Below are 21917 nucleotides of genomic sequence, written 5' to 3'. Positions count from 1 at the left end.
CGATGCGGCGCAATCAAGATTGATCAGGAAACGTCAGACGATGCCGGCGCCCAGGCCGACGGGCTTGCGCTCCTGGGCCTTCTGCTCGCGCCAGCGCAGCTCGCGATAGAGGCTGAGCGGATCGACGGCGCCGCCGGCCTCGACACGCGCCATGGCCAGGACCGGCGTCAGGTCGGTGCGATAGGCTTGGCGCAGGGCCTGGAAGCCCATCATCACGTCGTCGGCTTCGTGCGCGGCGTGCAGCGCGCCACGGTCGACCAGCACCGCCTTGGCGTAGGCGTGGGCGATGCTCTCGGCCGAGGACAGCATGCTTTCGATCGGGTCGGTGACGTTGTGCGACTGGTCGATCATATAGGCGGGATCGAAGCCCTCGCGCGGATTCAGTTCGGCCTCCACCAACTCGTTGAACACCAGGAACAGCTGGTGCGGGTTGATCGAGCCGGAGTCGAGATCGTCGTCGCCGTACTTGGAATCATTGAAATGGAAGCCGCCCAGCTTTCCGAAGCGGTGCAGTCGCGCGACGATCTGCTCGATGTTCACGTTGGGCGCATGGTGGCCGAGGTCAACCAGACAATGCGCCTTGGGCCCCAGGGTCTGGGCGGCCAGAACGCTCGATCCCCAGTCCGAGATGACCGTCGAATAGAAGGCGGGCTCGAACATCTTGTGTTCCAGCAGCATTCGCCAGTCTCCGGGCAAAGCGGCGTAGATCTCGGCGGCGGCCTCGAGATAGCGATCAAGCGAGCGACCAAGATCCTGCTGGCCGGGGAAGTTGGAGCCGTCGCCGACCCAGACGGTCAGCGCCTTTGCGCCCAGCTTCTCGCCGATCTCGATGCACTCGATATTGTGAGCGACAGCCTGGGCGCGGACCGCCGGGTCCTGGGCGCTGAGGCTGCCGCTGCGGTACGAGTGGACCTGGCCGGGTTGGTCCTGGAAGGTGTTGGAGTTGATCGCATCGAAGCCGAGGCCGAGGCTGGCGGCCTCCTCGCGCAGGGCGCCGTAGTCGCTGACCTTGTCCCACGGGAAGTGCGGCGAAACCCGGGGCGTCACCTGGCTGAGCTGCTGGACCACCGCGCAGTCGGCAAGCTTCTCATGGATGTTCGTCGGCTCGCCCGCCATGGGGAACTTGGCGAAGCGGGTGCCGCCGCGGCCGCTCCCCCAGGTTGGTAGGGCCACCGAGAACTCGGCGACCTTGGCCTTGATCGCTTCGATGTCGGCGCCGCGGCGGGCGAGCGCGCGGCCCAGGCTGTCGTACTCATCGCGCAGCGCGTCCATGCGCGCGGCGTTGTGGGCCTGAATCCGGTCGGCGGCGAGCGGCGGGTTGGTGGTCACGGCGCGGACTCCGTCGCTTAGCGGGTGAACGCCTGGGCGTTGCCCGCGTCCACGTTGATGATGTTGCCGGTCGACTTGGCCGAGGCTTCGCCCGCGAAGAACCAGACCGCCTCGGCGATGTCATCTGGAAGCACGCTGCGCTTCAGCATCGAACGTTTGCGATAGAACTCTTCCAACTCCTCCCCCGGGTCGATGCCGTAAGCGCCGGCGCGTTCCTTGCGCCAGTCGCCGTCCCAGATGCGCGAGCCGCGGATCACCGCGTCGGGGTTGACCACATTGACCCGGATGCCGTGCTCGGCGCCTTCCAGGGCCAGGCAACGGGCCAGGTGCAGCGAGGCGGCCTTGGCCGACGCATAGGCCGAGGCGTTGGGCGTGGCGGCCAGCGCGTTCTTAGACCCGATGAAGACGATCGAACCGCCGCCCTGGGCTTTCATCAGCGGGAAGGCGGCCCGGCTGGTCAGGAAATAGCCCTCGGCCAGCACGTCGTAGTTCTTGCGCCACAGGGCGACGCTGGTCTCCTCGATGGGGGCGGAGGAGGCCAGGCCCGCATTGGCGACGACGATGTCGAGGCCGCCGAACTCGCGCGCCGCGCTCTCGAAGGCGCCGGCGACCTGATCCTCATTGGTGACGTCGCAGGCGCCGGCGCGGACATGGTCCTTGCCGAAGCGCGCGGCGAGGTCCGCGCGGCGCTCCTCCAGGGCGTCGGCGCTGATGTCGGTCAGGAAGACGCACGCGCCGTCGGCCAGCAGGCGTACGGCCACTGCGGCCCCGATGGCGCCGGCTGCGCCGGTCACCAGCGCGATCTTGCCGACGAGGGGCTTCGGCTTGGGCATCCGCTGCAGCTTGGCTTCCTCCAGCGCCCAATACTCGATGGCGAAGGCCTCGCCCTCGGGCAGGCCCACATAGCCGCCGATCACCTCGGCGCCCCGCATCACGTTGATCGCGTTGGCGTAGAACTCCCCGGCGATGCGGGCGGTAGCCTTGTCTGCGGCGAAGGTGAAGCGGCCGACGCCGGGCAGCAGCACGACCACCGGATTGGCGTCGCGCATCTTGGGATCGGCGGGGCCGGCGTTGCGGCCATAGTAGGCGGCATAACCCTCGCGATAGTCGGCCAGCGCCTGAGCCAGATAGTCGCCGTCGTCGATCCGCGCCGGATCGAGCACCAGCGGGGCGATCTTGGTGCGCAGGAAGTGGTCGGGGCACGAGGTGCCGACGCCGGCCAGCCGCGCGAAGTCGCGCGAGCCGACGAATTCCAGGGTTTCGGCGTCGTCGCTGAAATGGCCGACCTTCGGGCGTTCGCCGGTCATCAGGCCGCGCAGCCGCGGCATGAGCGCCGCCGCGGTCCTGGCGCGAATCTCGGCCGGCAGGGGGGCGAGCGCCTTGCCGCCGAAGGCTGGGGCCTTGGCCAGACGCGCATTGAGGTAGTCCGCGGCCTTGGCGATCAGGTCGATGGTGTTCTCGTAGCAAGCCTTGGATGTGTCGGCCCAGCAGATGATCCCGTGCCCGGCCAGCATCACCCCGCGCAGGCCCGGATTGGCGGCCACATAGTCCCGCAACTGCAGGCCCAGATCGAAGCCCGGCCGCTTCCAGGGCAGCCAGCCGACCTTGCCGCCGAAGATCTCCTGCGTCGCCGCCTCGCCGCCGCAGGCCGCCGCCAGCGCGATGATCGCATCCGGGTGCACATGGTCGACATGGGCGAAGGGCAGGTAGGCGTGCAGCGGCGTATCGATCGAGGCTGCTCGCGGATTCAGGGCGAAGGTGCAGTGCGGCAGGTAGCCGACCATTTCGTCCTCGAACTCCAGGCCGCGATAGAGCTTCTCAAGCCCCAGCAGCCGGTCGAGATAGAGGGTCGAGAAGCCGTCCAGTTTCATCGAGCCGATGTCGCCGCCAGAGCCCTTGACCCACAGAACCTCGACGGTCTCACCGGTCAGCGGGTCCGCGCCCTTCAGCTTGGCCGAGGTGTTGCCGCCGCCGAAGTTGGTGACGGTGAGGTCGGACCCCAGCAGATTGGAGCGATAGAGCAGCAGCTCTTCCGGCGACTTCGACGCGGCGTCCGCGTCCGACCAGCGCGAGGCGGGGATTTGGAAGAGCAGGGCGGATTTTGGGGCGGTGAGGCTCGACATGATAGCGAAGGCTAACCTTCCCTCTTTCAACAATCAATCATTTTCGATAAAAAGCAGTCAAAATTGATCGATGGGGGCGACGTGGAAGACGGCTGCACCGTGGTGCTGGATATCGGCAAGACCAACGCGAAGCTGACGCTTTGGGATCGCGCCGGGCGCTGCCTTGCGCGTCATGTCCGGGAAAACGAGATCATCGAAGGCGCCGGTTACCGCGCGCTCGACGCCGCGGGCATCGAGGCCTGGATGGCGCCGGTGCTGGCTGACTTCGCCAGGATCGCGCACGTACGGGCGATCGTGCCGGTCGGACACGGCGCGGCGGCGGCTCTTGTCGCTGGCGGCAGGCTCTTCGCGCCGCCGATGGACTATGAGGACGAGGGCGGAGAGGAGGAACGGGCGGCCTATCTCGCGCGGCGCGACGCCTTCGAAGCGACCGGGTCGCCGGCCCTCCCCGTGGGCTTGAACCTCGGCTTCCAGCTGCATCGCCTCGAAACCCTGACCGGACCCTGGCCCGACGATCTCGCCATCCTGCCCTGGCCGCAATACTGGGCGTGGCGTTTCAGCGGCGTGACCGCCAGCGAGGTGACGAGCCTGGGCTGCCACAGCGACCTGTGGCGTCCGTGGGACGGCGCGCCCAGCGCCCTGGCGCAGGACGCTGGATGGGCGCGGCGTCTGCCGCCGCTGCGCCGCGCCGGGGCGGTGCTGGGGCCTGTTACTGCGGAGTGGACGGCGCTGGGACTGTCCGCCGACTGCCAGGTGCTGTGCGGCCTGCACGACAGCAACGCGGCGCTGCTGGCTGCCCGCGGTCATGCCGAGATCGCCGCCGAGGACGCCACCGTGCTCTCCACCGGCACATGGTTCGTGGCGCTGCGCTCGACCGGCGAGCAGGCCGCAGAGCGCACGGCGCTCGATCCGCGCCGCGACTGTCTGGTCAATGTCGACGCCTTCGGCCGCCCGACGCTGTCCGCCCGGTTCATGGGCGGGCGCGAGGCCGAAGTCATTTGCCAGGCGGCCGATATCGGCCCCCAGGCCGCCGACCTGGAGAGCGCCCGGCTGGTGCTCGAGGCAGGCGCTGCGCTCTACCCCACCTTCGCCCCCGGCGTCGGCCCGTTCCCTGAGGATGTGGGCCGTTGGGACCGGCGGCCGGACGACGAGCGTCAGCGGCGGGCGGCCATGGAACTCTACCTCGCGCTCATGGCTAGTGAGGCCCTCGACCTGATCGGGTCGCGCGGGCGGCTGCTGGTCGAGGGACGTTTCGCCGAGCATGAGGTGTTCGTGCGCGCTCTGGCGGCTCTGCGCGGCGGACAGAAGGTCTATGTCTCCAACGCGCACGACGACGTGCCCTACGGCGCCCTGCGCCTGATCGCGCCGGACCTGCCGCCGCCTTCGCCCCTGGTCGCGGTCGCGCCGCTTCCGTTCGCTCTCGACAGCTATGCGCGCGCGTGGCGCGCCGGCCTTTGCGTCTGATCCTATGAAGCCAGTCTCGATCTCGGACTATCGGGCGCTCGCCCGCCGCCGCCTGCCGCCCTTCCTGTTCGAGTACATCGACGGAGGCTCGTATGACGAGACGACCTTGGCGCGGAACCTCGCCGACCTGCGGGCGGTGACGCTTGGCCAGCGGGTCCTGTGCGACGTCTCGCAGATCGACCTGTCAAGCGAGCTGCTGGGGCAGCGCCAGCCGCTGCCGATTGCGCTTGGTCCCATCGGCCTGGCCGGCATGAACGCCCGGCGCGGCGAGGTTCAGGCCGCCCGGGCGGCGGAGGCCGCGGGCGTGCCGTTCTGCCTCTCGACCGTGTCGGCTTGCTCGATCGCCGAGGTGCGGGCCGGGGTTGAGAAGCCTTTCTGGTTCCAGCTCTACATGATCCGAGACCGCGCCTTCATGCGCGACCTGCTGGACCAGGCGCAGGCGGCCGGCTGCACGCACCTGGTCTTCACCGTCGACATGCCGGTGCCGGGAACCCGCTATCGCGACTACCGCTCGGGCCTTGCCGGCGCCGGCGGGATGGCGGGCGCCCTGCGCCGCGCCGCCCAGGCCATGATACGGCCGGGCTGGGCCTATGACGTCGGCCTGCGCGGCGGTCCGCACAGCCTGGGCAATGTCGCGCCGATCCTGGGGCCGCGCAGCGGGCTCGAGGACTTCTTCGCCTGGATGCGCGACAACTTCGATCCCGGCGTCACCTGGAAGGACCTGGCCTGGGTGCGCGAGCGCTGGACCGGGCCGCTGATCCTGAAGGGCGTGCTCGATCCGCGCGACGCTGTGGCCGCCGCCGATCTCGGCGCCGACGCCATCGTCGTTTCGAACCATGGCGGGCGCCAACTCGATGGCGTCGTCTCCACAGCCAGCGCCCTTCCGCAGGTCGCCCGGGCGGTGGCGGGCCGCCTGACCGTCCTCGCCGACGGCGGCGTGCGCTCGGGCCTCGACGTGGCGCGAATGTTGGCCCTCGGCGCCGACGGCGTGCTGCTGGGCCGCGCCTGGGCCTACGCTCTCGCTGCGCGCGGTGAGGCGGGCGTACGGCACGTCATCGACCTGATCGGCACGGAGATGAAGGTGGCTATGGCGCTGACCGGTTCCACTCGGCTCTCCGATCTGCGGCATGCGATCTCGCCATCGGATTGATTGAAACTAATCATTTGCGTTCACTAACAATCACGGGCAGTCTGCCCGCAAGACACGCGGCAAGCGCGGCATGGGGAGGTTCGGTATGGCGTTCGAGACACGCATCGCATCGGAAAGGGTCGCTGCGCCGTCGCTTTCGCTGCGTGGGCCGCTGGCGATCGCCATCGCCTGCTTCTCGATCTGGGGCCTGGCCTACGGCCTGCTGGACGTCCTCAACAAGCACTTCCAGGAGACGCTGAACGTTGGCAAGGCGCAGTCGACCTGGCTGCAGATCGCCTATTTCGGGGCCTACCTGCTGCTCAGCGTCCCGGCCGGCATGCTGCTGCAGCGGGCCGGCTACAAGATTGGCATCATCGCCGGGCTGCTGGTCACCGCCTTCGGCGCGCTGCTCTTCATTCCTGCCGCCCAGGCCGGCGGCTTCACCTATTTCGTCGGCTCGATGTTCGTGCTGGCGGCGGGGCTCTGCGTGCTGGAGACGGCCGCCGACACCTATGTGGCCGTGCTCGGTCCGGCCGAGCACGCGCCGCGCCGCCTCAATCTCGCCCAGTCCTTCAATGCGCTCGGCGTGTTCTGCGGCCCGCTGATCGGCGGCTTCCTGTTCTTCGCCGAGAAGAGCGAGGGCGCCAGCGATCAGGGCGCGGTCCAGGCGACCTATCTCGTCATCGCCGTGGCGGTGCTGCTGTTCGCGCTCCTGGTCTGGCGCGCCCGGCTGCCCGAGCAGGGCGACCCGGCTTTGTCCGACCACGACGACGGCGCGTCCGACGGGGCCGTCGGCAGCGTCTGGGCGCATCGCCACTTCGTGCTCGGCGTCGTCACCCAGGCCCTCTACATCGGCGCCCAGGTCGGGATTGGCGCCTTCTTCATCAACCTTGTCACCGAGACTTGGCCGGGGCTGTCTTCGCGCGGCGGAGCGTTCATGCTCTCCATCGCCACGGCGGGTTATCTGGCGGGCCGTTTCGCCACCACCGCGCTGCTGCTGAAGGTCGCGCCGCGGACCATCCTGACCCTCTACGGCCTGATCAACCTCGTCCTCTGCCTGGTGGTGGCCGCAGGGATCGAGAAGGTCTCGGCGGTGGCCCTGATCGGCACGTTCTTCTTCATGGGCGCGATGTTCGCGACGATCTTCACCCTGGGGATCGCGGGGCTGGGCGCGGCCACCAAGCAGGGCGCCTCGATGATGGTCATGGCGATCGGCGGCGGCGTGCTGCTGCCCTATCCAATGGGGCTGATGGCCGAGTCCTACGGCGTCCCGGCCGCCTTCCTGCTGCCGGCGATCAGCTTCGCAGCCGTGGCGCTCTATGGCGGTTTCGGCGCCCGCCACGCGCGGCCCTGATTTCGCACGGAGGATTTGATTTGAGTTCGTCCCCGACGCGCCGCAGCGCGCTGATGATGGCTGGCGCAGCGTTCGCCTACGCCGCCGCGCCGGCCGCAGCCGAGAGCAGAGGAGCTTCCACGATGGCGCCCGATCCCTTGCGCGAGGCCTTCCTCAATCCGCCCAACGCCGCACGCCCGCGCGTCTGGTGGCACTGGATGAACGGCAACGTCACCAAGGAGGGCATCAAGCGCGACCTCGAATGGATGCACGGTGTCGGGATAGGGGGCCTGCAGAACTTCGACGCCCAGCTCTTCACCCCGCAGGTGGTGGAAAAGCGCCTCAGCTACATGACGCCGGAATGGAAGGACGCCTTCCGCTACGCGGCCGAACTCTCCGACCAGCTGGGGCTGGAGCTGGCCATCGCCTCGTCGGCCGGCTGGAGCGAGACCGGCGGGCCGTGGGTGACGCCCGAGGAGGGCATCAAGAAGTTCGTCTGGAGCGAGACCCTCGTCGAGGGCGGAAGGCGCTTCGACGGCGTGCTGGCCGCGCCGCCCAGCACCACTGGCTACTTCCAGGACGCGCCGGCGCCGAAGGACGCCATCGCCGCCGACACCGGCAAGCCGACGCCACAGTTCTACGCCGACACCCTGGTCGTAGCCTATCCGGCGCCGGAGGGCGGCGAGCCGGCCCAGGGCAGGCTGAGTTCCAGCGCCGGGGCGGTGGATGCGGCCGTGCTCAGCGACGGGCGCCACGCCACCACGGTCGATCTGCCGGCCGCCACGAAGGACGCGGCGGCTTGGCTGCGGGTCGACTACGATCGACCGCGGACGATCAGCGCGGCCACCCTCGGACTGAAGATCAGTTCCGCGAGCCTGCTCGCCGCGCACCTGGAGGCCAGCGATGATGGAGTGACCTTCCGGCCGGCGGCGAGCTTCCCCGAGGCCGGCGTCGCGCGCCGCACGATCAGCTTTCCGCCCGTCACGGCGCGAAGCTTCCGGATCCGTTTCGACGCCTATGGCTGGATCCCGGGGCTGGAGCGGCTCGGCAGCGTGCCGGGGGCGGTGATCCTTTCGACCTTCGATGCGTCCAGGACGCCGGCGACCATCGGGGTCAGCCATTTCGCCCTGTTCGAGGCCGCGCGGGTCCACGCCGCCGAGATGAAGGCAGGCTTTGGCGTGGCGCCCGACTACTACGCGCTGGAGACCCCGGCCGGGGTCGCCGAGCGCCCCGTAGCGGCAGGGACCGTCATCGACCTCACCGGCAAGATGAGCCCGGACGGAAGGCTCGACTGGACCCCGCCGAAGGGCCGCTGGAAGGTGCTCCGCTTCGGCTGGTCGCTGACCGGCAAGCAGAACCATCCCGCGACGCCCGAGGCGACCGGGCTGGAAGTGGACAAGCTCGATCGCGCCGCAGTGAAGGCCTATATCGAGACCTATCTCGACACCTTCGAAGCCACGACCGGCAAGGACTTGATCGGCAAGCGCGGCCTGAAGGCTTTGCTCAACGACAGCATCGAGGTCGGGCCGATGAACTGGACGGGCGACATGGTCGCCCAGTTTCGCCGCCTGCGCGGCTACGATCCGGTTCCCTGGCTGCCGGTCCTGACCGGCGTGATCGTCGAGAACGCAGCGCGCAGCGACGCCTTCCTCTTCGACTTCCGCCGCACGATCGGCGACCTGTTGGCCGAGCATCACTACGGCCAGATCGCCGAGAGCGCCCATGCGCGCGGCATGGTCCATTACGCCGAGGCCCTCGAGTTCGGCCGCCCGTCGCTGGGCGACGACATGGCCATGCGCCGCCACGCGGACGTGCCGATGGGCGCGATGTGGACCTACCGGCGCGAGGACGGGCCGCGGTTCCCTTACATCGCCGACCTGCGCGGCGCGGCCTCGGTCGCCCACATCTACGGCCAGAACATCGTCGGCGCGGAGTCGCTGACGGCGGGGTCTTCGCCCTGGGCTTTCGCGCCCGCAGACCTCAAGTCGAACGTCGACCTGCAGTTCGCGCTAGGGGTCAATCGGCCGGTTATCCATACCTCCGTCCACCAACCTGTCGAAAAGAAGCCGGGCCTCTCGCTGGCGGTCTTCGGCCAGTACTTCAACCGGCACGACACCTGGGCCGGCCAGGCCAAGCCCTGGGTCGACTACCTGTCGCGCAGCGCCTTCATGCTGCAGCAGGGCCGCTTCCACGCCGACGTCGCCTATTTCTACGGCGAGGAGGCGCCGCTCACGGGCCTCTTCATCGACCGCGCCATTCCCCACGAACCGGCAGGCTTCGGCTACGACTTCGTGAACCCAGACGTGCTCCAGAACCATCTGAGCGTGAAGGATGGGGCGCTGACGACGCCGACCGGCATGAGCTATCGAGTGCTCTATCTCGGCGGGGCCAGCCAGAAGCTGACCCTGGCGGTGCTGCAGCGACTGACCCAGCTGGTGAAGGACGGCGCGACCCTGGTGGGCGAACGGCCAAGCGCCTCGCCCAGCCTGACCGACGATCCGCGCGCCGTCGCGCAGGCGGCCGATGGCCTCTGGGGCGCAGCAGGAGGCCAGGTCGGCAGGGGCCGGGTGATCGCCACCCGCGACCTCAACGCCGCCCTCGTCCAACTCGGCCTGGTCCGCGACTTCGAGGTCGTGAAGGGCGCGGCCGACGCCAAGCTGATGTTCGTGCACCGCAAGCTGGCCGACGGCGAGGTCTACTTCGTCAGCAACCGCCAGGCGCGGGCCGAGCCGGTCAGCGTCGCCTTCCGCGTCACGGGTCATCGCCCGGTGCTGTGGCGCGCCGACACCGGCGCGGTCGAGGACGTCGCCTATCGCACCGAAGCTGGGCGCACGGTGGTCGACCTGAAGCTCGACCCGGACGACGCGGTCTTCATAGTGTTCCGCGAGCCTTCGACCCAAGCCAGCCATGCGATCCCGGATGCCGCCGACCAGGAGCTGGCCGATCTCGGCGGCGGCTGGGCGGTGACCTTCGAGGAGGGGCGCGGCGCGCCGGCCAGCTTGAAGCTGGAACGGCTGGAGTCGCTGTCCAGGAACGCGGACCCCGGCGTCCGCTACTTCTCCGGCGTCTCGACCTATCGCCGCGACTTCGACCTGGCGCAGACCGGCGGCGGCATCTGGCTCGACCTGGGCCAGGTCGGCGACCTGGCGGACGTGGTGGTCAACGGCAAGCTGGTCGGCACGAGCTGGCGCCTGCCGCATCGGATCGAGGTCACCTCGGCGGTCAAGCGCGGCCGCAACAGTCTGGAAATCCGCGTGGCCAACGTCTGGGCCAACCGCCTGATCGGCGACGTCCAGCCCGGCGCGCAGAAGGTCGCCTTCGTCGCCACCCCGACCTACCGGCCCGACGCGCCGCTACGTCCGTCGGGCCTGATCGGCCCGGTCAGGCTGCTGCGCCGCGGCTGAGCCTTCCGCGACGACATGCTAGGCGCCGCGCGTGGCGCCGGACTAGCCTCTCCCTCCGGACCGACCTGAAGGGAGAGGCGAGGTGGCGCTCAAGGCCTGCATCATCGGCGCGGGGTGCTCGGGCTTCACGACCGCCAAGCGGCTGAAGGACCACGGCATCGCCTACGACTGCTTCGAGCTGTCGGACGACATCGGCGGCAACTGGTACTACCGCAATCCGAACGGCCTCTCGGCCTGTTACGAGAGCCTGCATATCGACACCTCGAAATGGCGGCTGGCCTTCGAGGACTTTCCGGTTCCCCAGGACTGGCCCGACTTCCCGCATCACGCCCAGCTGCTTCAGTACTTCAAGGACTATGTCGAGCATTTCGGCCTGAGGCCGACCATCACCTTCAACACCGCCGTCGAACACGCCAGCCGCACGCAGGACGGCTTGTGGCGGGTGCGGCTCTCGACCGGTGAGACCCGGCTCTACGACGTGCTCTTCGTCTGCAACGGCCACCATTGGAGCCCGCGCATCCCCGCCTATGACGGCGAGTTCGACGGGACGGCGTTCCACAGCCACGCCTATCGCGACCCGTTCGACCCCGTCGACATGCGCGGCAAGAACGTCGTCGTGGTGGGCATGGGCAATTCGGCGATGGACATCGCCTCCGAGCTCGCCCAGCGGCCGATCGCCAAGACATTGTGGGTCTCGGCCCGGCGCGGCGTCTGGGTGCTGCCGAAATACATGCACGGCCGTCCGGCGGATAAGGCGGCCTTGCCGTCCTGGATGCCGCGCAAGCTGGGCCTGGCCCTGGCGCGGGGGGCGATCAAGAAGGCCATCGGCCGAATGGAGGACTACGGCCTGCCGCGTCCCGACCACGAGCCGCTGGAGGCCCACCCTTCGGTCTCCGGCGAGTTCCTGACCCGGGCAGGCTGCGGCGACGTAAAGTTCAAGCCGGCGATCGCGCGGCTGGAGGGGCGCCAGGTCCGCTTCGCCGACGGCAGCGTCGAGCCGGTCGACGTCATCGTCTTCGCCACCGGCTACGACATGCGCTTTCCGTTCCTGGACGACCCCGAGCTGGTCCCCGACGCCGACCACCGTCTGCCGCTGTTCAAGCGGATGATGAAGCCCGGCGTGCCGAACCTGTTCTACATGGGGCTGGCCCAGCCCCTGCCGACCCTGGTGAACTTCGCCGAGCAGCAGTCCAAGCTGGCCGCCGCATACCTGACCGGCCGCTATCGTCCGCCGCCAGTCGCCGAGATGAGCGAGGTGATCGGCAAGGACGAGGCCCTGCATATGGGGCACTACTACCAGGCCAAGCGGCACACCATTCAGGTCGACTTCAACCTCTATGTCGCCGATCTTGTGAAGGAGATGGCTCGCGGCGAGGCCCGCGCCCGCGCCGTTGGTTTCGCACCGTCCGTCGAGGCGCGGGCCGCGTCCCAGCCCACCCCCTAACGCCGATGGCGGAAGGCCGGCGGGGACGCTACGGTCGCGCCATGATCCGCAAGCTGACCGACAAGCCGATCGCCATTGCGACCGACCATCGTGGAGTCGCCCTGAAGGCGCGGCTGAAGGCCTGGCTGGCCGCCAACGGCTATGGGGTGACCGACTGCGGGGCCGACAGCGAAGGCGAGCGAGTCAACGCCATGGACTATGCGCTGCGCTTGGCGGCCGAGCTGAAGGCCGGCCGGTCGGACTTCGCCGTGGGGATCTGCGGAAGCGGGCAGATGATGGCGATCACCGCCAACCGTTTCCCCTTCGTCCGCGCCACGCTGCTGCACACGCTGGAGGAAGCCGCCCCCGCTCGCGAGCATGGCGACGCCAACGTGCTGGTGCTGGGCGCCGACGTCACCGAGCCCGCCGTGGCCGAGCGCATCCTCGCCACGTTCCTGAGCACTGCGGCGCTCGGTGACCGTTACGCCGAACGCCGGGCTCGGTTGGCCCGACTCGACATTTCAGCGCTCTAGGGTCGCCTACTGCGCTGCGGCCTTCGCCGCCGCTTCGACGCGGTCGCGGGCGGCCAACATCAGGGTGGAGCTGGCCTTGGCCAGCACCTTGCCCTCGCCGTCCAGCAAACGGCCTTCGAAGAAGCAGGTGCGCTTGCCCCGCCGCTCGACCCAGGCCTCGGCGATCACCCGGCCGGGTCTGGCCGGCGCGAAGAAGCTGACCTTCAGCTCCAGCGACATCGGGGTGACGTCCGGGCCGGCCATGGCCATGGCCGCATGCGCCATCGCCGCGTCGATCCAGCCGGTGACGAAGCCGCCCTGCACCACGCCGCCCGAGTGGCACATGTGCATGCCGGCCTCGTATTCGATGACGGCGCGGCCTTCCGGATCCATGGAGACGCGGCGCACGAAGCCGAGGGTCTTGTTCAGGTCCTGCACGGTCGCGTCCATCAGCCCGCGAGCCCCGTCACCAGCACCTTGCCGCCCTCGCCGGGAGCCAGGATGGCGCGGCGGCCCAGCGGGTCGGTCGCGATCATTTCGCCGACCACCGCGGCGTCGTCGGGCGGCGTCATGGCGATGATCCGGGCGCCGGCGGGCGTGCGGGCGACCACCACCCCGCGCGGGGCGGGGCCGGCATAGTCGATGGTGTAGGTCTCTACCGCCGCCTCGCCGGAATAGGCCTGGTCGAGAGCCGGCGCCGCCCAGCTATCAACTTCGGCCTGCAGCGGCTTGGAATCGAACGGTGCGAAGTCGCGGGCCTTGGCCGAATAGACGCCCACGGAATATTTCGACAGGAAGCCGCCGTTGGCGCCGACCAGACCCACCGTATCCGGCTTTGCGCGCAGGCGGCGGACCATCTCGGCGATGGCGTGCATGGAGTAGTTGTTCCCTGCGCCGCCGAAGAACGGCAGGCCGCCGGTCACCGTCAGACCGCGCGGATCGGTCGGCGAGAGGCCCAGGGCGTCGCAGATGTTGAACACCGCGATCGGAAAGCAGGAATAGAGGTCGAAGACGCCGATGTCGGAAAGACGCACGCCCGCCGCGTCCAGGGCGCGCTGGACGGCGGCGGTCGAGGCCGGGCTCTTCGACAGGTCCTGTCGCTGGACGGGCGTGCGCTCTTTCACGTCCGCCCCGCCCCAAAGATAGATCCAGCGATCCTCGGGCACGCCCAGTTCGCGCGCCTTTCCGGCCGAGGTCATCAGCACTGCCGCGCCCTGGTTCGCCTGGTCGCGCGCAACCATCCGGCGGGGGAAGGGATCGCTGGTCAGGCGGTTGGGGCCGGTTACGGTCGCCAGCTCCTCGGGCGTGTAGACCTCCTGGCTCATGGCGTGGGGGTTTCCGTGAGCGACCTTGGTGAAGGGGGCGAACAACTCGCCCATCTCCAGGCCGTAGCTCGCCCGATCCTTGCCCATGCGTGCGCGGCGGGCGTTCTCGAACAGGGCGTAGACCGAGATCGGCGTGCGCGCGCCGTGGCCGGCAAGGTCGGAGGTCAGCAGCCCTTCCAGTCCGTAGCCGCGGTCCTCAAGCTGACCGCCGATCGCCTCGCTCCAATCGCGGCTCTCGCCCTGGGTCGCCAGGTGGCGAACGGTGGAGATCGCCTCGGAACCGACCATCAGCGCCATGCGGGTCTCGCCGGCGGCGATGGCGTGGGCGAACTCGTTCACCAGGTGCTGTGGCCCCTGGCCGCCGACGATCTCCAGGATCGCATGGCGCGGATCAGCCCCGATGCGGGCGGCGACCGAGCGGGGGAAGTTGTCGGCGGCGCCGAACGGCGGCTTGGCGCCGGGGCCGGAGACCTCGAATTGACGGATGGCGGCGATGACGTCGATCTGGCCGGCGATGTCGCCGGCCCCGGCGTCCTCGATAGCGGCCTTGGCGGCGCCGGCCGCGAGGGCGGCCGGCGACAGCGCGGCGTAGCCGGGCGCGCCGATCCGCTCTGAGGCCTCGCCGACGCCGATGATGACGGGAGTGTTGTCGCTGATGCTCATCTGTCCTCGCTCGGGGCGGCGCCGATCCCTCTCAGCGCCGTGTCGACCAGGTCGGTGGTGAAGGCGTCCATCTTTGCGACCATCGCGCCGCGTAAACGCAAGGGGGTGGTGGCCACGTGATTGATCACGCCGCCGACCACCAGGTCCATCAGCAGGCCCGGATTGGTCCCGCCGGCGATCTCGCCACGGGCGATGGCGCGCCGCACGATGGCGCGGCCCTGGCGAATGGTCGTCTCGACATAGGGGGCGGTGGCGCTGCGGACCTCGGGATGACGCTCGCCGTCCATCGCCATCCAGCGAGCGACGCGGGCGTTTTCGCCGGCATAGGCGGCGAAGACCTGGCGGGCCAGGGCCAGCAGGTCGCCGCGCAGGGCGCCGGTCTCGATCCTAGCCGGGGCCAGCCAGCGGGCCTCCAGCGTCTGGCGCAGCAGCTCCTGGCGGTCGCTCCAGCGGCGATAGAGCCCAGCCTTGCCGACGCCCGAGCGCCTGGCAAGGGCCTCGAAGGAAAAGCCGGCCCAGCCCGCCTCGGCATAGAGGGCGATGGCGGCGTCGAAGACGCGGTCTTCCAGTCCCGGATCGCGCGGCCGGCCCCGGCCGGCGCTCCTGCTTGCGATCACATCCGCCATGTGCATATTTTTAGACGGAAGCCGTCCGATAATCAAGGAGAGCGCGACGTGGCGAGCCTGTCGGCAGAGGAACGTACGGCGCTGAGGGATGCGGTCACCCGTCTGCTCGCCGACCGCAGCACCGAGGCGGATGTCCGCCGGACGATGGAGACCGCTAGTGGCTACGACGAGGCGTTGTGGGCCCAGCTTTCGGACATGGGGGTCGCCGGCCTGGTGATCGAAGAGGCCTATGGCGGCGCGGGGGCCGGGCCGCTGGAGCTGGAAAACGTCATGGAGGCGGCCGGCGCCAGCCTGCTCTGCGCGCCCCTGCTGGGCTCCAGCGTGCTGGCGGCCGGGCTGCTCCAGGGGTTGGACGACGCCGAGGCCAAGGCGCGGCTGCTGCCGGGCATGGCCGCCGGGACCACCCTGGCCGCCGCCGCCCTGACCGGCGACGCCGGAAGCTGGTCGCCCGAGGGCGTGGCGGTGAGCGCCTCGGCCGGGGGCGCGCTCAGCGGCCTTGCGAGCTATGTCCTCCACGGCCAGAACGCCGGCGTGCTGCTGGTGCTGGCCCATGCGCCGGACGGCCTGGCGGTCTTCGAGGTCGCGCCCGATGCGGCCGGCGTAGAGATCGCGGCCCTTCCGACCTTCGACCACACCCTGCGGCTGGCGCGGATCACCTTCGAGGAGACGCCCGCGCGGCGGCTGCAGGGCGCGGCCTGGCCGGCGGTGCAGGCCGCGCTCGACCTGGCTCTGGTCGCCCTGGCCGGAGACCAAGCCGGCGGCGCCCAGCGGTGCCTGGCGTTCACCGTCGACTACGCCAAGACCCGCTTCCAGTTCGGCCGCGCCATCGGCTCGTTCCAGGCGATCAAGCACATGGCCGCCGACCTGCTGCTTGAGAGCGAGAGCGCGATCTCGGCGGCGCGCAACGCCGCGGCCAAGCTGGCCGACGCCGCCCCGGACGCCGAGGCCGCCGTCGCCCTGGCCGCCTTCGCCTGCGCCGACGCCTATGTGCGGACCACGGCCGACGCGGTGCAGATGCACGGCGGCATCGCCTTCACCTGGGAGCACCCCGCCCACCTCTATCTGCGGCGGGCCCGCTCGGGGGCGCAGCTGTTCGGCGCCTCGAACCTGCACCGCGAACGTTTCCTTAAGGCGCTGGGAGCCTGACCATGGTGGAGACCGTCACCGACGAGGCCCTGCGCGACGAGGTCCGCGCCTGGCTGGCCGACAACTGGAAAGGGCTGCCCAAGCGCAGCGGCGGCGAGGGGGCCGGCTGGACCGTCTCGGCCGAGCAGAAGGCCTGGATGGCCAAGGTGGTCGAGGCGCGCTGGGCGGTTCCGCGCTGGTCGCCGGAATGGTCGGGGCGCGGGCTTTCCAACGCCCAGGCCAAGATCATCGAGCGCGAATTCGCCGCCGTCGGCGCGCCGGGTACGGGCCAGGATCGGACAAACCTTTGGGCCAACACCCTGCTGGCCTGCGGGACCGAGGCGCTGAAGCAGAAGCTGATCCTGCCGCTGCTGCGCCAGGAGGTCGGCATGTGCCTCCTCTATTCCGAGCCGGGCGCGGGATCGGACCTGGCCGGCATCCGCACGCGGGCCGACCGCCAGGGCGACCACTTCGTGGTGACGGGCCAAAAGGTGTGGACGTCCGGCGCGGCCACCGCCGACTACGGCATGCTGATCGCGCGCACCGATTGGGACGTTCCCAAGCACAAGGGCATCAGCTTCTTCTTCCTGCCGATGAAGCAGCCGGGGGTCGAGGTGCGGCCGCTGCGGCAGATTACCGACGAGCGCCACTTCAACGAGGTGTTCATCACCGAGGCGGTCGTCCCCGAGGAGAACCTGCTCAAGAACCTGGGCGAGGGCTGGGGGGTGCTGCAGACCGCGCTGGCCTACGAGCGCTCGGTGATGGGCGAGGGCGCGCGAGGGCCGCGCAGCGGCGCGGCGGAATCGAAGACCGAGGAACCGCTGATTGCGCTGGCGCGCGAGGCGGGGCGCCTGGAGGACCCGCTGCTGCGGCAGGACATCGCCCAGGTCATCGCCTACAAGCGGCTGAACGCCCTCAACACGGCCCGCGCCAAGGCCGACCTGGCCCAGGGCAGTTCCTCGCCGGTGATGAGCCTTGGCAAGCTGGCCATGAGCCGCATCCTGCACGAGGAGGCGCGGGTGCGCGCAGCGATCCTGGGCGCGGGCAGCCTGTTGGAAGGTCCCGATCACCCACGGGCCGAGGACGCCAACTTCCTGGCGCTCAACGCTTACTTCACCTCGATCGGGGGCGGCACAGACCAGATCCAGCGCAACATCATCGGCGAGCGGGTCCTGGGTCTGCCCAAGGAGCCGGAAGTCGACAGAGATATTCCCTTCCGCGACGTCAGGAATGGTCGATAGCATCCCAGGTCAGTCACACGCGCACCCGGCGAAGACCGGGGCGCGGACGGGAGGTGAGCGATGCCCTGGAATTTCGGAGACATTCTCGACGCCGTGGAGCCGGTCCTGCCCCAGGATCATCCGGCCTTCATCCACGGCGAGCGGATCATCACACTGGGAGAGGCGAGGGCGGCGACCAACAACCTGGCCCGCGCCCTGATCGCCCGCGGCGCGCGACCTCGCGACAAGATCGCGATCTACATGCGCAACCGGCCCGAATACCTCATGTCGGTCGCGGCCGGCTGGAAGGCGCGGCTGACCCACGTCAACGTCAACTACCGCTACACCCCCGAAGAGGTCTGGTACATCTTCGACAATTCCGACGCCCAGACGGTGGTCTACGCCTCGGAGTTCCGCGATGCGATCGAGCAGATCCGCCCGCGCCTGCCCAAGGTGAAGACCTGGGTTGAGGTCAGCAACGACGGTCAGGTCGCCGACTTCGCCGAGCGGTTCGAGGACCTGGCGGCGGAGGGCGACGGTTCGCCGCTCGGCATTGAGCGGTCGGGCGAGGACGAGTTCTTCATCTATACCGGCGGCACCACCGGCATGCCCAAGGGCGTGATGTGGACGCATCACGACCTGCGCGAGATCACCCTGGCGGCGGCCCGCAAGATGGGCTCGGTGCCGGAGACGCTCGAGGCCCTGGCCGAGCACGTTAAGGCCGTCGGGCCGCAGGGACGCGTCCTGCCCGCCCCGCCGCTGATGCACGGCACCGGCCTGCTCACCGGCATGAACGCCATGCTGGGCGGCGGCACGGTCATCACGCTCGAAGGCGTGAAGTTCGAGGCTGAGGAACTGCTGGCCGCCATCGACCGAAACCAGCCCGACACCCTGGTGATCGTCGGCGACTCCTTCGCCACCCCGATCCTCAACGCCCTGAATGCGCATCCGGGCCGCTGGGACGTCTCGTCGGTGAAGATGATCGTCTCGTCGGGGGTCATGTGGTCCTACGAGGTCAAGCAGGGGATGCTGGAGCACATGCCGCAGGCGGTGCTGTCGGACGCCTTCTCCTCGTCCGAGGCGCTGGGCATGGGCGTGTCGCTGATGGCCAAGGGCATGGAGGTGCAGACCGCCAAGTTCATGCTGGGCGAGCGGTGCAAGGTGTTCGACGAGCAGGACCGGCCGGTGGAGCCCGGCTCGGGCGTGCCCGGGATCGTCGCCATCGGCCCGCCCAATCCGCTCGGCTACTACAAGGACGAGGAGAAGACCGCGCGCACCTTCCGCACCATCGGCGGCGTGCGCTACTCGATCCCTGGCGACTGGTGCGTGGTCGAGCCGGACGGCTCGCTGACCCTGCTGGGCCGCGGCAGCGCCTGCATCAACACCGCCGGCGAGAAGGTCTTTCCCGAAGAGGTCGAGGAGGCGCTGAAGACCCACCCCAGCGTCGAGGACGCCCTGGTCATCGGCCTGCCCGACGAGAAGTGGGGGCAGGCGGTCACTGGCGTGGTGCGCCTGGCCGAGGGCGCGGCGCTGGACGAGGAGGCCTTGCGCGCCCACGTGCGCAAGACCCTGGCCGGCTACAAGACTCCCAAGCGCATCGTCATCGCCGACCGCAACCTGCGCGCGGCGAACGGCAAGGCCGACTATCCCGCCGCCCGCGCCAGCGTCGAGGCGCAGCTGGCCTAGGCGCAGGGGTTGACGGAGCTGGGCAGGAGGGGCCTCTGGAGGCGTGCGCCGGCCCCGCCTGGCCGGCGCGGATTCGGTGCGGGAGATATCCAAGGTCATGAGTTCGACCGAGGCCAAGACGGCCGAGCCGGCGCGGCGTGGGCGCGGCCGCCCGCGTGACACTGCGCTCGAAGGGCGGATCAAGGCCGCCGCCCTGTCGGTGCTGGCCCGGCACGGGTTCTCAGGCATGACCCTGGAGCGGGTCTGCGCCGAGGCGGGCGTCACCAAGGCCAGCTTCTATCGCCGCTGGGAGACCCCGACGGCCTGTGTGGTCGAAGCCTTCCTCGAAGTCTGGAACGACGCCGAGTTCAAGGACACCGGCGCGCCCGCGGCGGACCTGGAGGTCTTCGCCCACAAGCTCATCGAGCTCTACACCCATCCCCAACTCGGCGCCTGTTCGGTGGCGTTGCAGACGGAGGGCCGGGTGAACACGGAGATCGGCGCCGCGATGACAGCCGGCTCGCGGTTCCGCCGCGGTCGCAACTCCGGCGCGCTGGCCGAGGCGCTGGCGCGAATGGAGCCGCCGCCGGCGCTGCCGGCGCCGGTGATCCTAAATGTCCTGAACGGCATCGCGCGCAACTTCCTTTCGCTGAACTGGCCCGTCAGCGACGAGGAGCTGCGGACGCTGATCCAGAGCCTGCTGGCCCCGCCCGGCGCGCGTTGAATTACGATGCTATAGAGTTGACATAATAGTCGCGCAGGCCGAAACCTGCGGTGGAGGGCGGCGCTGGCCGTCTGCACGAGGCCCCGCTCGCAGCCTCGGCGGGCGGATCGTATCCAGGAGCCCGCCATGATCCACCGCCGCGTCCTGCTCACCTCGCTGTTGGCGTCCACCGCATTGGCTCGGGCGGCCACGGCCGCGCCGCGCAAGGCGGCCAAGCGGCCGAACATCGTCACCATAGTGCTGGACGACGTGGGTTTCTCAGATCTCGGATGCTTCGGCTCGGAGATCCGCACGCCGAACATGGATCGCCTGGCCGCCAGAGGCCTGCGCTACAACCGCTTCGACACCAAGGCGGTGTGCTCGACCACCCGGGCGGCGATGTTCACCGGTCGCAACGGCCACACGGTGAACATGCCCGACGTCCCCGACCTCGGCATGGTCGCCCCGGCAGGCTCGTTCCCGAAGAACGCCTTCCACATCCCGCACAACGCCCAGACCTTCGCCCAGGCTCTGAAGGGCGCCGGCTACGCCAACTGGATCGTCGGCAAGTGGCACCTGATCCCCAAGGAGCAGTTGGGCGCGGACGCCGAGCGCGGCGACTGGCCGCTGCAACGCGGCTTCGACTATTTCTACGGCTTCGCGCGCGGCTGGACGGACCAGTACAGACCCGATCTGGTCGAGAACAACGGCTACATCCGCCCGACGCTGCCGGCCGACTATCACCTGTCCAGCGACTTGGCGGACAAGGCGATCGCTCTGGTCGGCGAACATCGCCGCAAGGCGCCCGACCAGCCGTTCTTCCTGCACCTGGCGCTGGGCGTCGCGCATGCGCCGCTGCAGGTTCCGGCCCGCTACGCCGACGCCTATGCCGGGGTCTACGACAAGGGCTGGGACGAGATCCGCCGCCAGCGCTTCGCGCGGATGAAAGAGCTGGGCGTGATCCCCGCCGACACCGCCCTGCCGCCCCCTAACGAGGGCGACCGTCCCTGGACCGCGCTGAGTGAGGACGAAAAGGCGGTCTTCACCCGCTATATGGAAGTCTATGCGGGCTTCATGCAACACGCCGACGAGCAGGTCGGACGGCTGCTCGACATCCTCGACGACGACACCCTCGTCGTCCTCTTCTCCGACAACGGCGCGGCTTCGGAGGCCGGGCAAGCGGGCGAGTTCAACGGGCTCTACCGGCCCAACACCCTGGCGCCCGCCAAGCAACGCGCCCGGCTGGCCGAACTCGGCACGGCGCAAACCCAGGCGGCCTATCCGCGGCCGTGGGCCATGGCCGGCGTGACGCCCTTCCGCCGCTATAAGCTATGGCCCTATCTGGGCGGGGTGCGCACGCCGCTGATCGTCAGCTGGCCGGCGAGGATCAAGGATGGCGGCGCCGTCCGCAGCCAATATGTCGACGTCATCGACATCGGCCCGACCCTGCTGGAGGCGGCGGGCGCGAGGTTCGCCGAAGTCGTCGATGGCGAGCGCCAGTTGCCGGTGGCCGGCCGTTCGTTCGGGGCGAGCTTCGCCAATCCGCGGGCTCCGGCCCGCACCACCCAATACTTCGAGCTGCGCGGCAATCGGGCGATCACCGACGGCGGCTGGCGCGCGGTGGCCATGCACAAGTGCGGAACGCCGTTCGAGGCCGACCGCTGGGAACTCTACAACACCGAGGTCGACTACGCCGAGACGGTCGACCTGGCGCAGCGCCATCCGCAGGTGCTGGCGCGGCTTCAACGGCTGTGGGCGCAGGAGTGGGAGCGCTATGGCTCAGGCCCGCTGGCCCAGCCCTCGGACCTGCTCTGCCGCTTCGCCCGCTACTTCGACGAGTAGGCAAAAAAGAAGGGCGCGGCCTGCGCAGCGC

At 69.6% G+C, this 21917-nt stretch carries 16 protein-coding genes; 11 read left to right on the top strand and 5 right to left on the bottom strand.

Going from position 1 to position 21917, the window contains the following annotated elements; all coding sequences use genetic code 11:
* Nucleotides 1-33: 33 nt before the first annotated feature.
* Nucleotides 34-1329 carry an L-rhamnose catabolism isomerase gene (rhaI, locus tag ACE3T2_RS09180; protein WP_374656821.1) on the bottom strand — a complete coding sequence of 432 codons (1296 nt, stop codon included), beginning with the start codon at nt 1327-1329 and terminating at the stop codon, nt 34-36.
* Nucleotides 1330-1346: 17 nt separating this feature from the next.
* Nucleotides 1347-3452, bottom strand: a complete 2106-nt coding sequence (locus tag ACE3T2_RS09175; protein ID WP_374656820.1) for a bifunctional rhamnulose-1-phosphate aldolase/short-chain dehydrogenase — start codon at nt 3450-3452, stop codon at nt 1347-1349.
* Nucleotides 3453-3515: 63 nt separating this feature from the next.
* On the opposite strand from ACE3T2_RS09175, the gene ACE3T2_RS09170 reads away from it, so the two are divergent.
* From ACE3T2_RS09170 to ACE3T2_RS09145, 6 genes are all read left to right on the top strand, one after another.
* On the top strand, nt 3516-4916 hold the full coding sequence (locus tag ACE3T2_RS09170; protein WP_374656819.1) for an FGGY-family carbohydrate kinase: 1401 nt from the start codon (nt 3516-3518) through the stop codon (nt 4914-4916).
* Nucleotides 4917-4920: 4 nt separating this feature from the next.
* Nucleotides 4921-6066: an L-lactate dehydrogenase gene (locus ACE3T2_RS09165; RefSeq protein WP_374656818.1), complete on the top strand. Its 1146-nt coding sequence runs from the start codon at nt 4921-4923 to the stop codon at nt 6064-6066.
* Between the two features lie 85 nt (nt 6067-6151).
* Nucleotides 6152-7399 (top strand): MFS transporter, encoded by a 1248-nt coding sequence (locus ACE3T2_RS09160; RefSeq protein WP_374656817.1) that lies wholly within the window; start codon nt 6152-6154, stop codon nt 7397-7399.
* Nucleotides 7400-7419: 20 nt separating this feature from the next.
* Nucleotides 7420-10782, top strand: coding sequence for a glycosyl hydrolase (locus ACE3T2_RS09155; RefSeq protein ID WP_374656816.1), 3363 nt, complete (start codon nt 7420-7422; stop codon nt 10780-10782).
* Between the two features lie 82 nt (nt 10783-10864).
* The gene (locus ACE3T2_RS09150; protein WP_374656815.1) at nt 10865-12226 is read left to right on the top strand and encodes a flavin-containing monooxygenase; all 1362 of its coding nucleotides are present in this window, start codon (nt 10865-10867) and stop codon (nt 12224-12226) included.
* A gap of 41 nt (nt 12227-12267) precedes the next feature.
* Complete coding sequence (locus ACE3T2_RS09145; protein ID WP_374656814.1) at nt 12268-12738, top strand: RpiB/LacA/LacB family sugar-phosphate isomerase; 471 nt, start codon at nt 12268-12270, stop codon at nt 12736-12738.
* A gap of 6 nt (nt 12739-12744) precedes the next feature.
* On the opposite strand, the gene ACE3T2_RS09140 is transcribed toward ACE3T2_RS09145, so the two are convergent.
* From ACE3T2_RS09140 to ACE3T2_RS09130, 3 genes are read right to left on the bottom strand one after another with little or no spacing between them, the layout of a single operon-like run.
* Nucleotides 12745-13167 carry a PaaI family thioesterase gene (locus tag ACE3T2_RS09140; protein ID WP_374656813.1) on the bottom strand — a complete coding sequence of 141 codons (423 nt, stop codon included), beginning with the start codon at nt 13165-13167 and terminating at the stop codon, nt 12745-12747.
* Complete coding sequence (locus tag ACE3T2_RS09135; protein ID WP_374656812.1) at nt 13167-14705, bottom strand: acetyl-CoA acetyltransferase; 1539 nt, start codon at nt 14703-14705, stop codon at nt 13167-13169. Before ACE3T2_RS09135 ends, ACE3T2_RS09140 begins: the two co-directional genes overlap by 1 nt.
* Nucleotides 14702-15331, bottom strand: coding sequence for a TetR/AcrR family transcriptional regulator (locus ACE3T2_RS09130; protein ID WP_374656811.1), 630 nt, complete (start codon nt 15329-15331; stop codon nt 14702-14704). Before ACE3T2_RS09130 ends, ACE3T2_RS09135 begins: the two co-directional genes overlap by 4 nt.
* A gap of 48 nt (nt 15332-15379) precedes the next feature.
* On the opposite strand from ACE3T2_RS09130, the gene ACE3T2_RS09125 reads away from it, so the two are divergent.
* The 5 genes from ACE3T2_RS09125 to ACE3T2_RS09105 all read left to right on the top strand — a co-directional run bounded on the left by ACE3T2_RS09125 (nt 15380) and on the right by ACE3T2_RS09105 (nt 21886).
* The gene (locus ACE3T2_RS09125; protein ID WP_374656810.1) at nt 15380-16477 is read left to right on the top strand and encodes an acyl-CoA dehydrogenase family protein; all 1098 of its coding nucleotides are present in this window, start codon (nt 15380-15382) and stop codon (nt 16475-16477) included.
* 2 nt (nt 16478-16479) lie between these two features.
* Entirely contained in the window at nt 16480-17697 is a 1218-nt protein-coding gene (locus tag ACE3T2_RS09120; protein ID WP_374656809.1) for an acyl-CoA dehydrogenase family protein, read from the top strand.
* A gap of 60 nt (nt 17698-17757) precedes the next feature.
* Entirely contained in the window at nt 17758-19362 is a 1605-nt protein-coding gene (locus ACE3T2_RS09115) for an acyl-CoA synthetase (protein ID WP_374656808.1), read from the top strand.
* Between the two features lie 97 nt (nt 19363-19459).
* On the top strand, nt 19460-20065 hold the full coding sequence (locus ACE3T2_RS09110; protein ID WP_374656807.1) for a TetR/AcrR family transcriptional regulator: 606 nt from the start codon (nt 19460-19462) through the stop codon (nt 20063-20065).
* A 126-nt stretch (nt 20066-20191) separates the two neighbouring features.
* Nucleotides 20192-21886: an arylsulfatase gene (locus tag ACE3T2_RS09105; protein WP_374656806.1), complete on the top strand. Its 1695-nt coding sequence runs from the start codon at nt 20192-20194 to the stop codon at nt 21884-21886.
* The last annotated feature ends 31 nt before the right edge of the window (nt 21887-21917 follow it).

Origin of the sequence: Phenylobacterium sp. (assembly GCF_041919955.1) — a bacterium.
Taxonomy (GTDB): Bacteria; Pseudomonadota; Alphaproteobacteria; order Caulobacterales; family Caulobacteraceae; genus Phenylobacterium.
The sequence above is the reverse complement of the archived record's forward strand: the minus strand, read 5'-3'. Positions and strand labels throughout refer to the sequence as shown.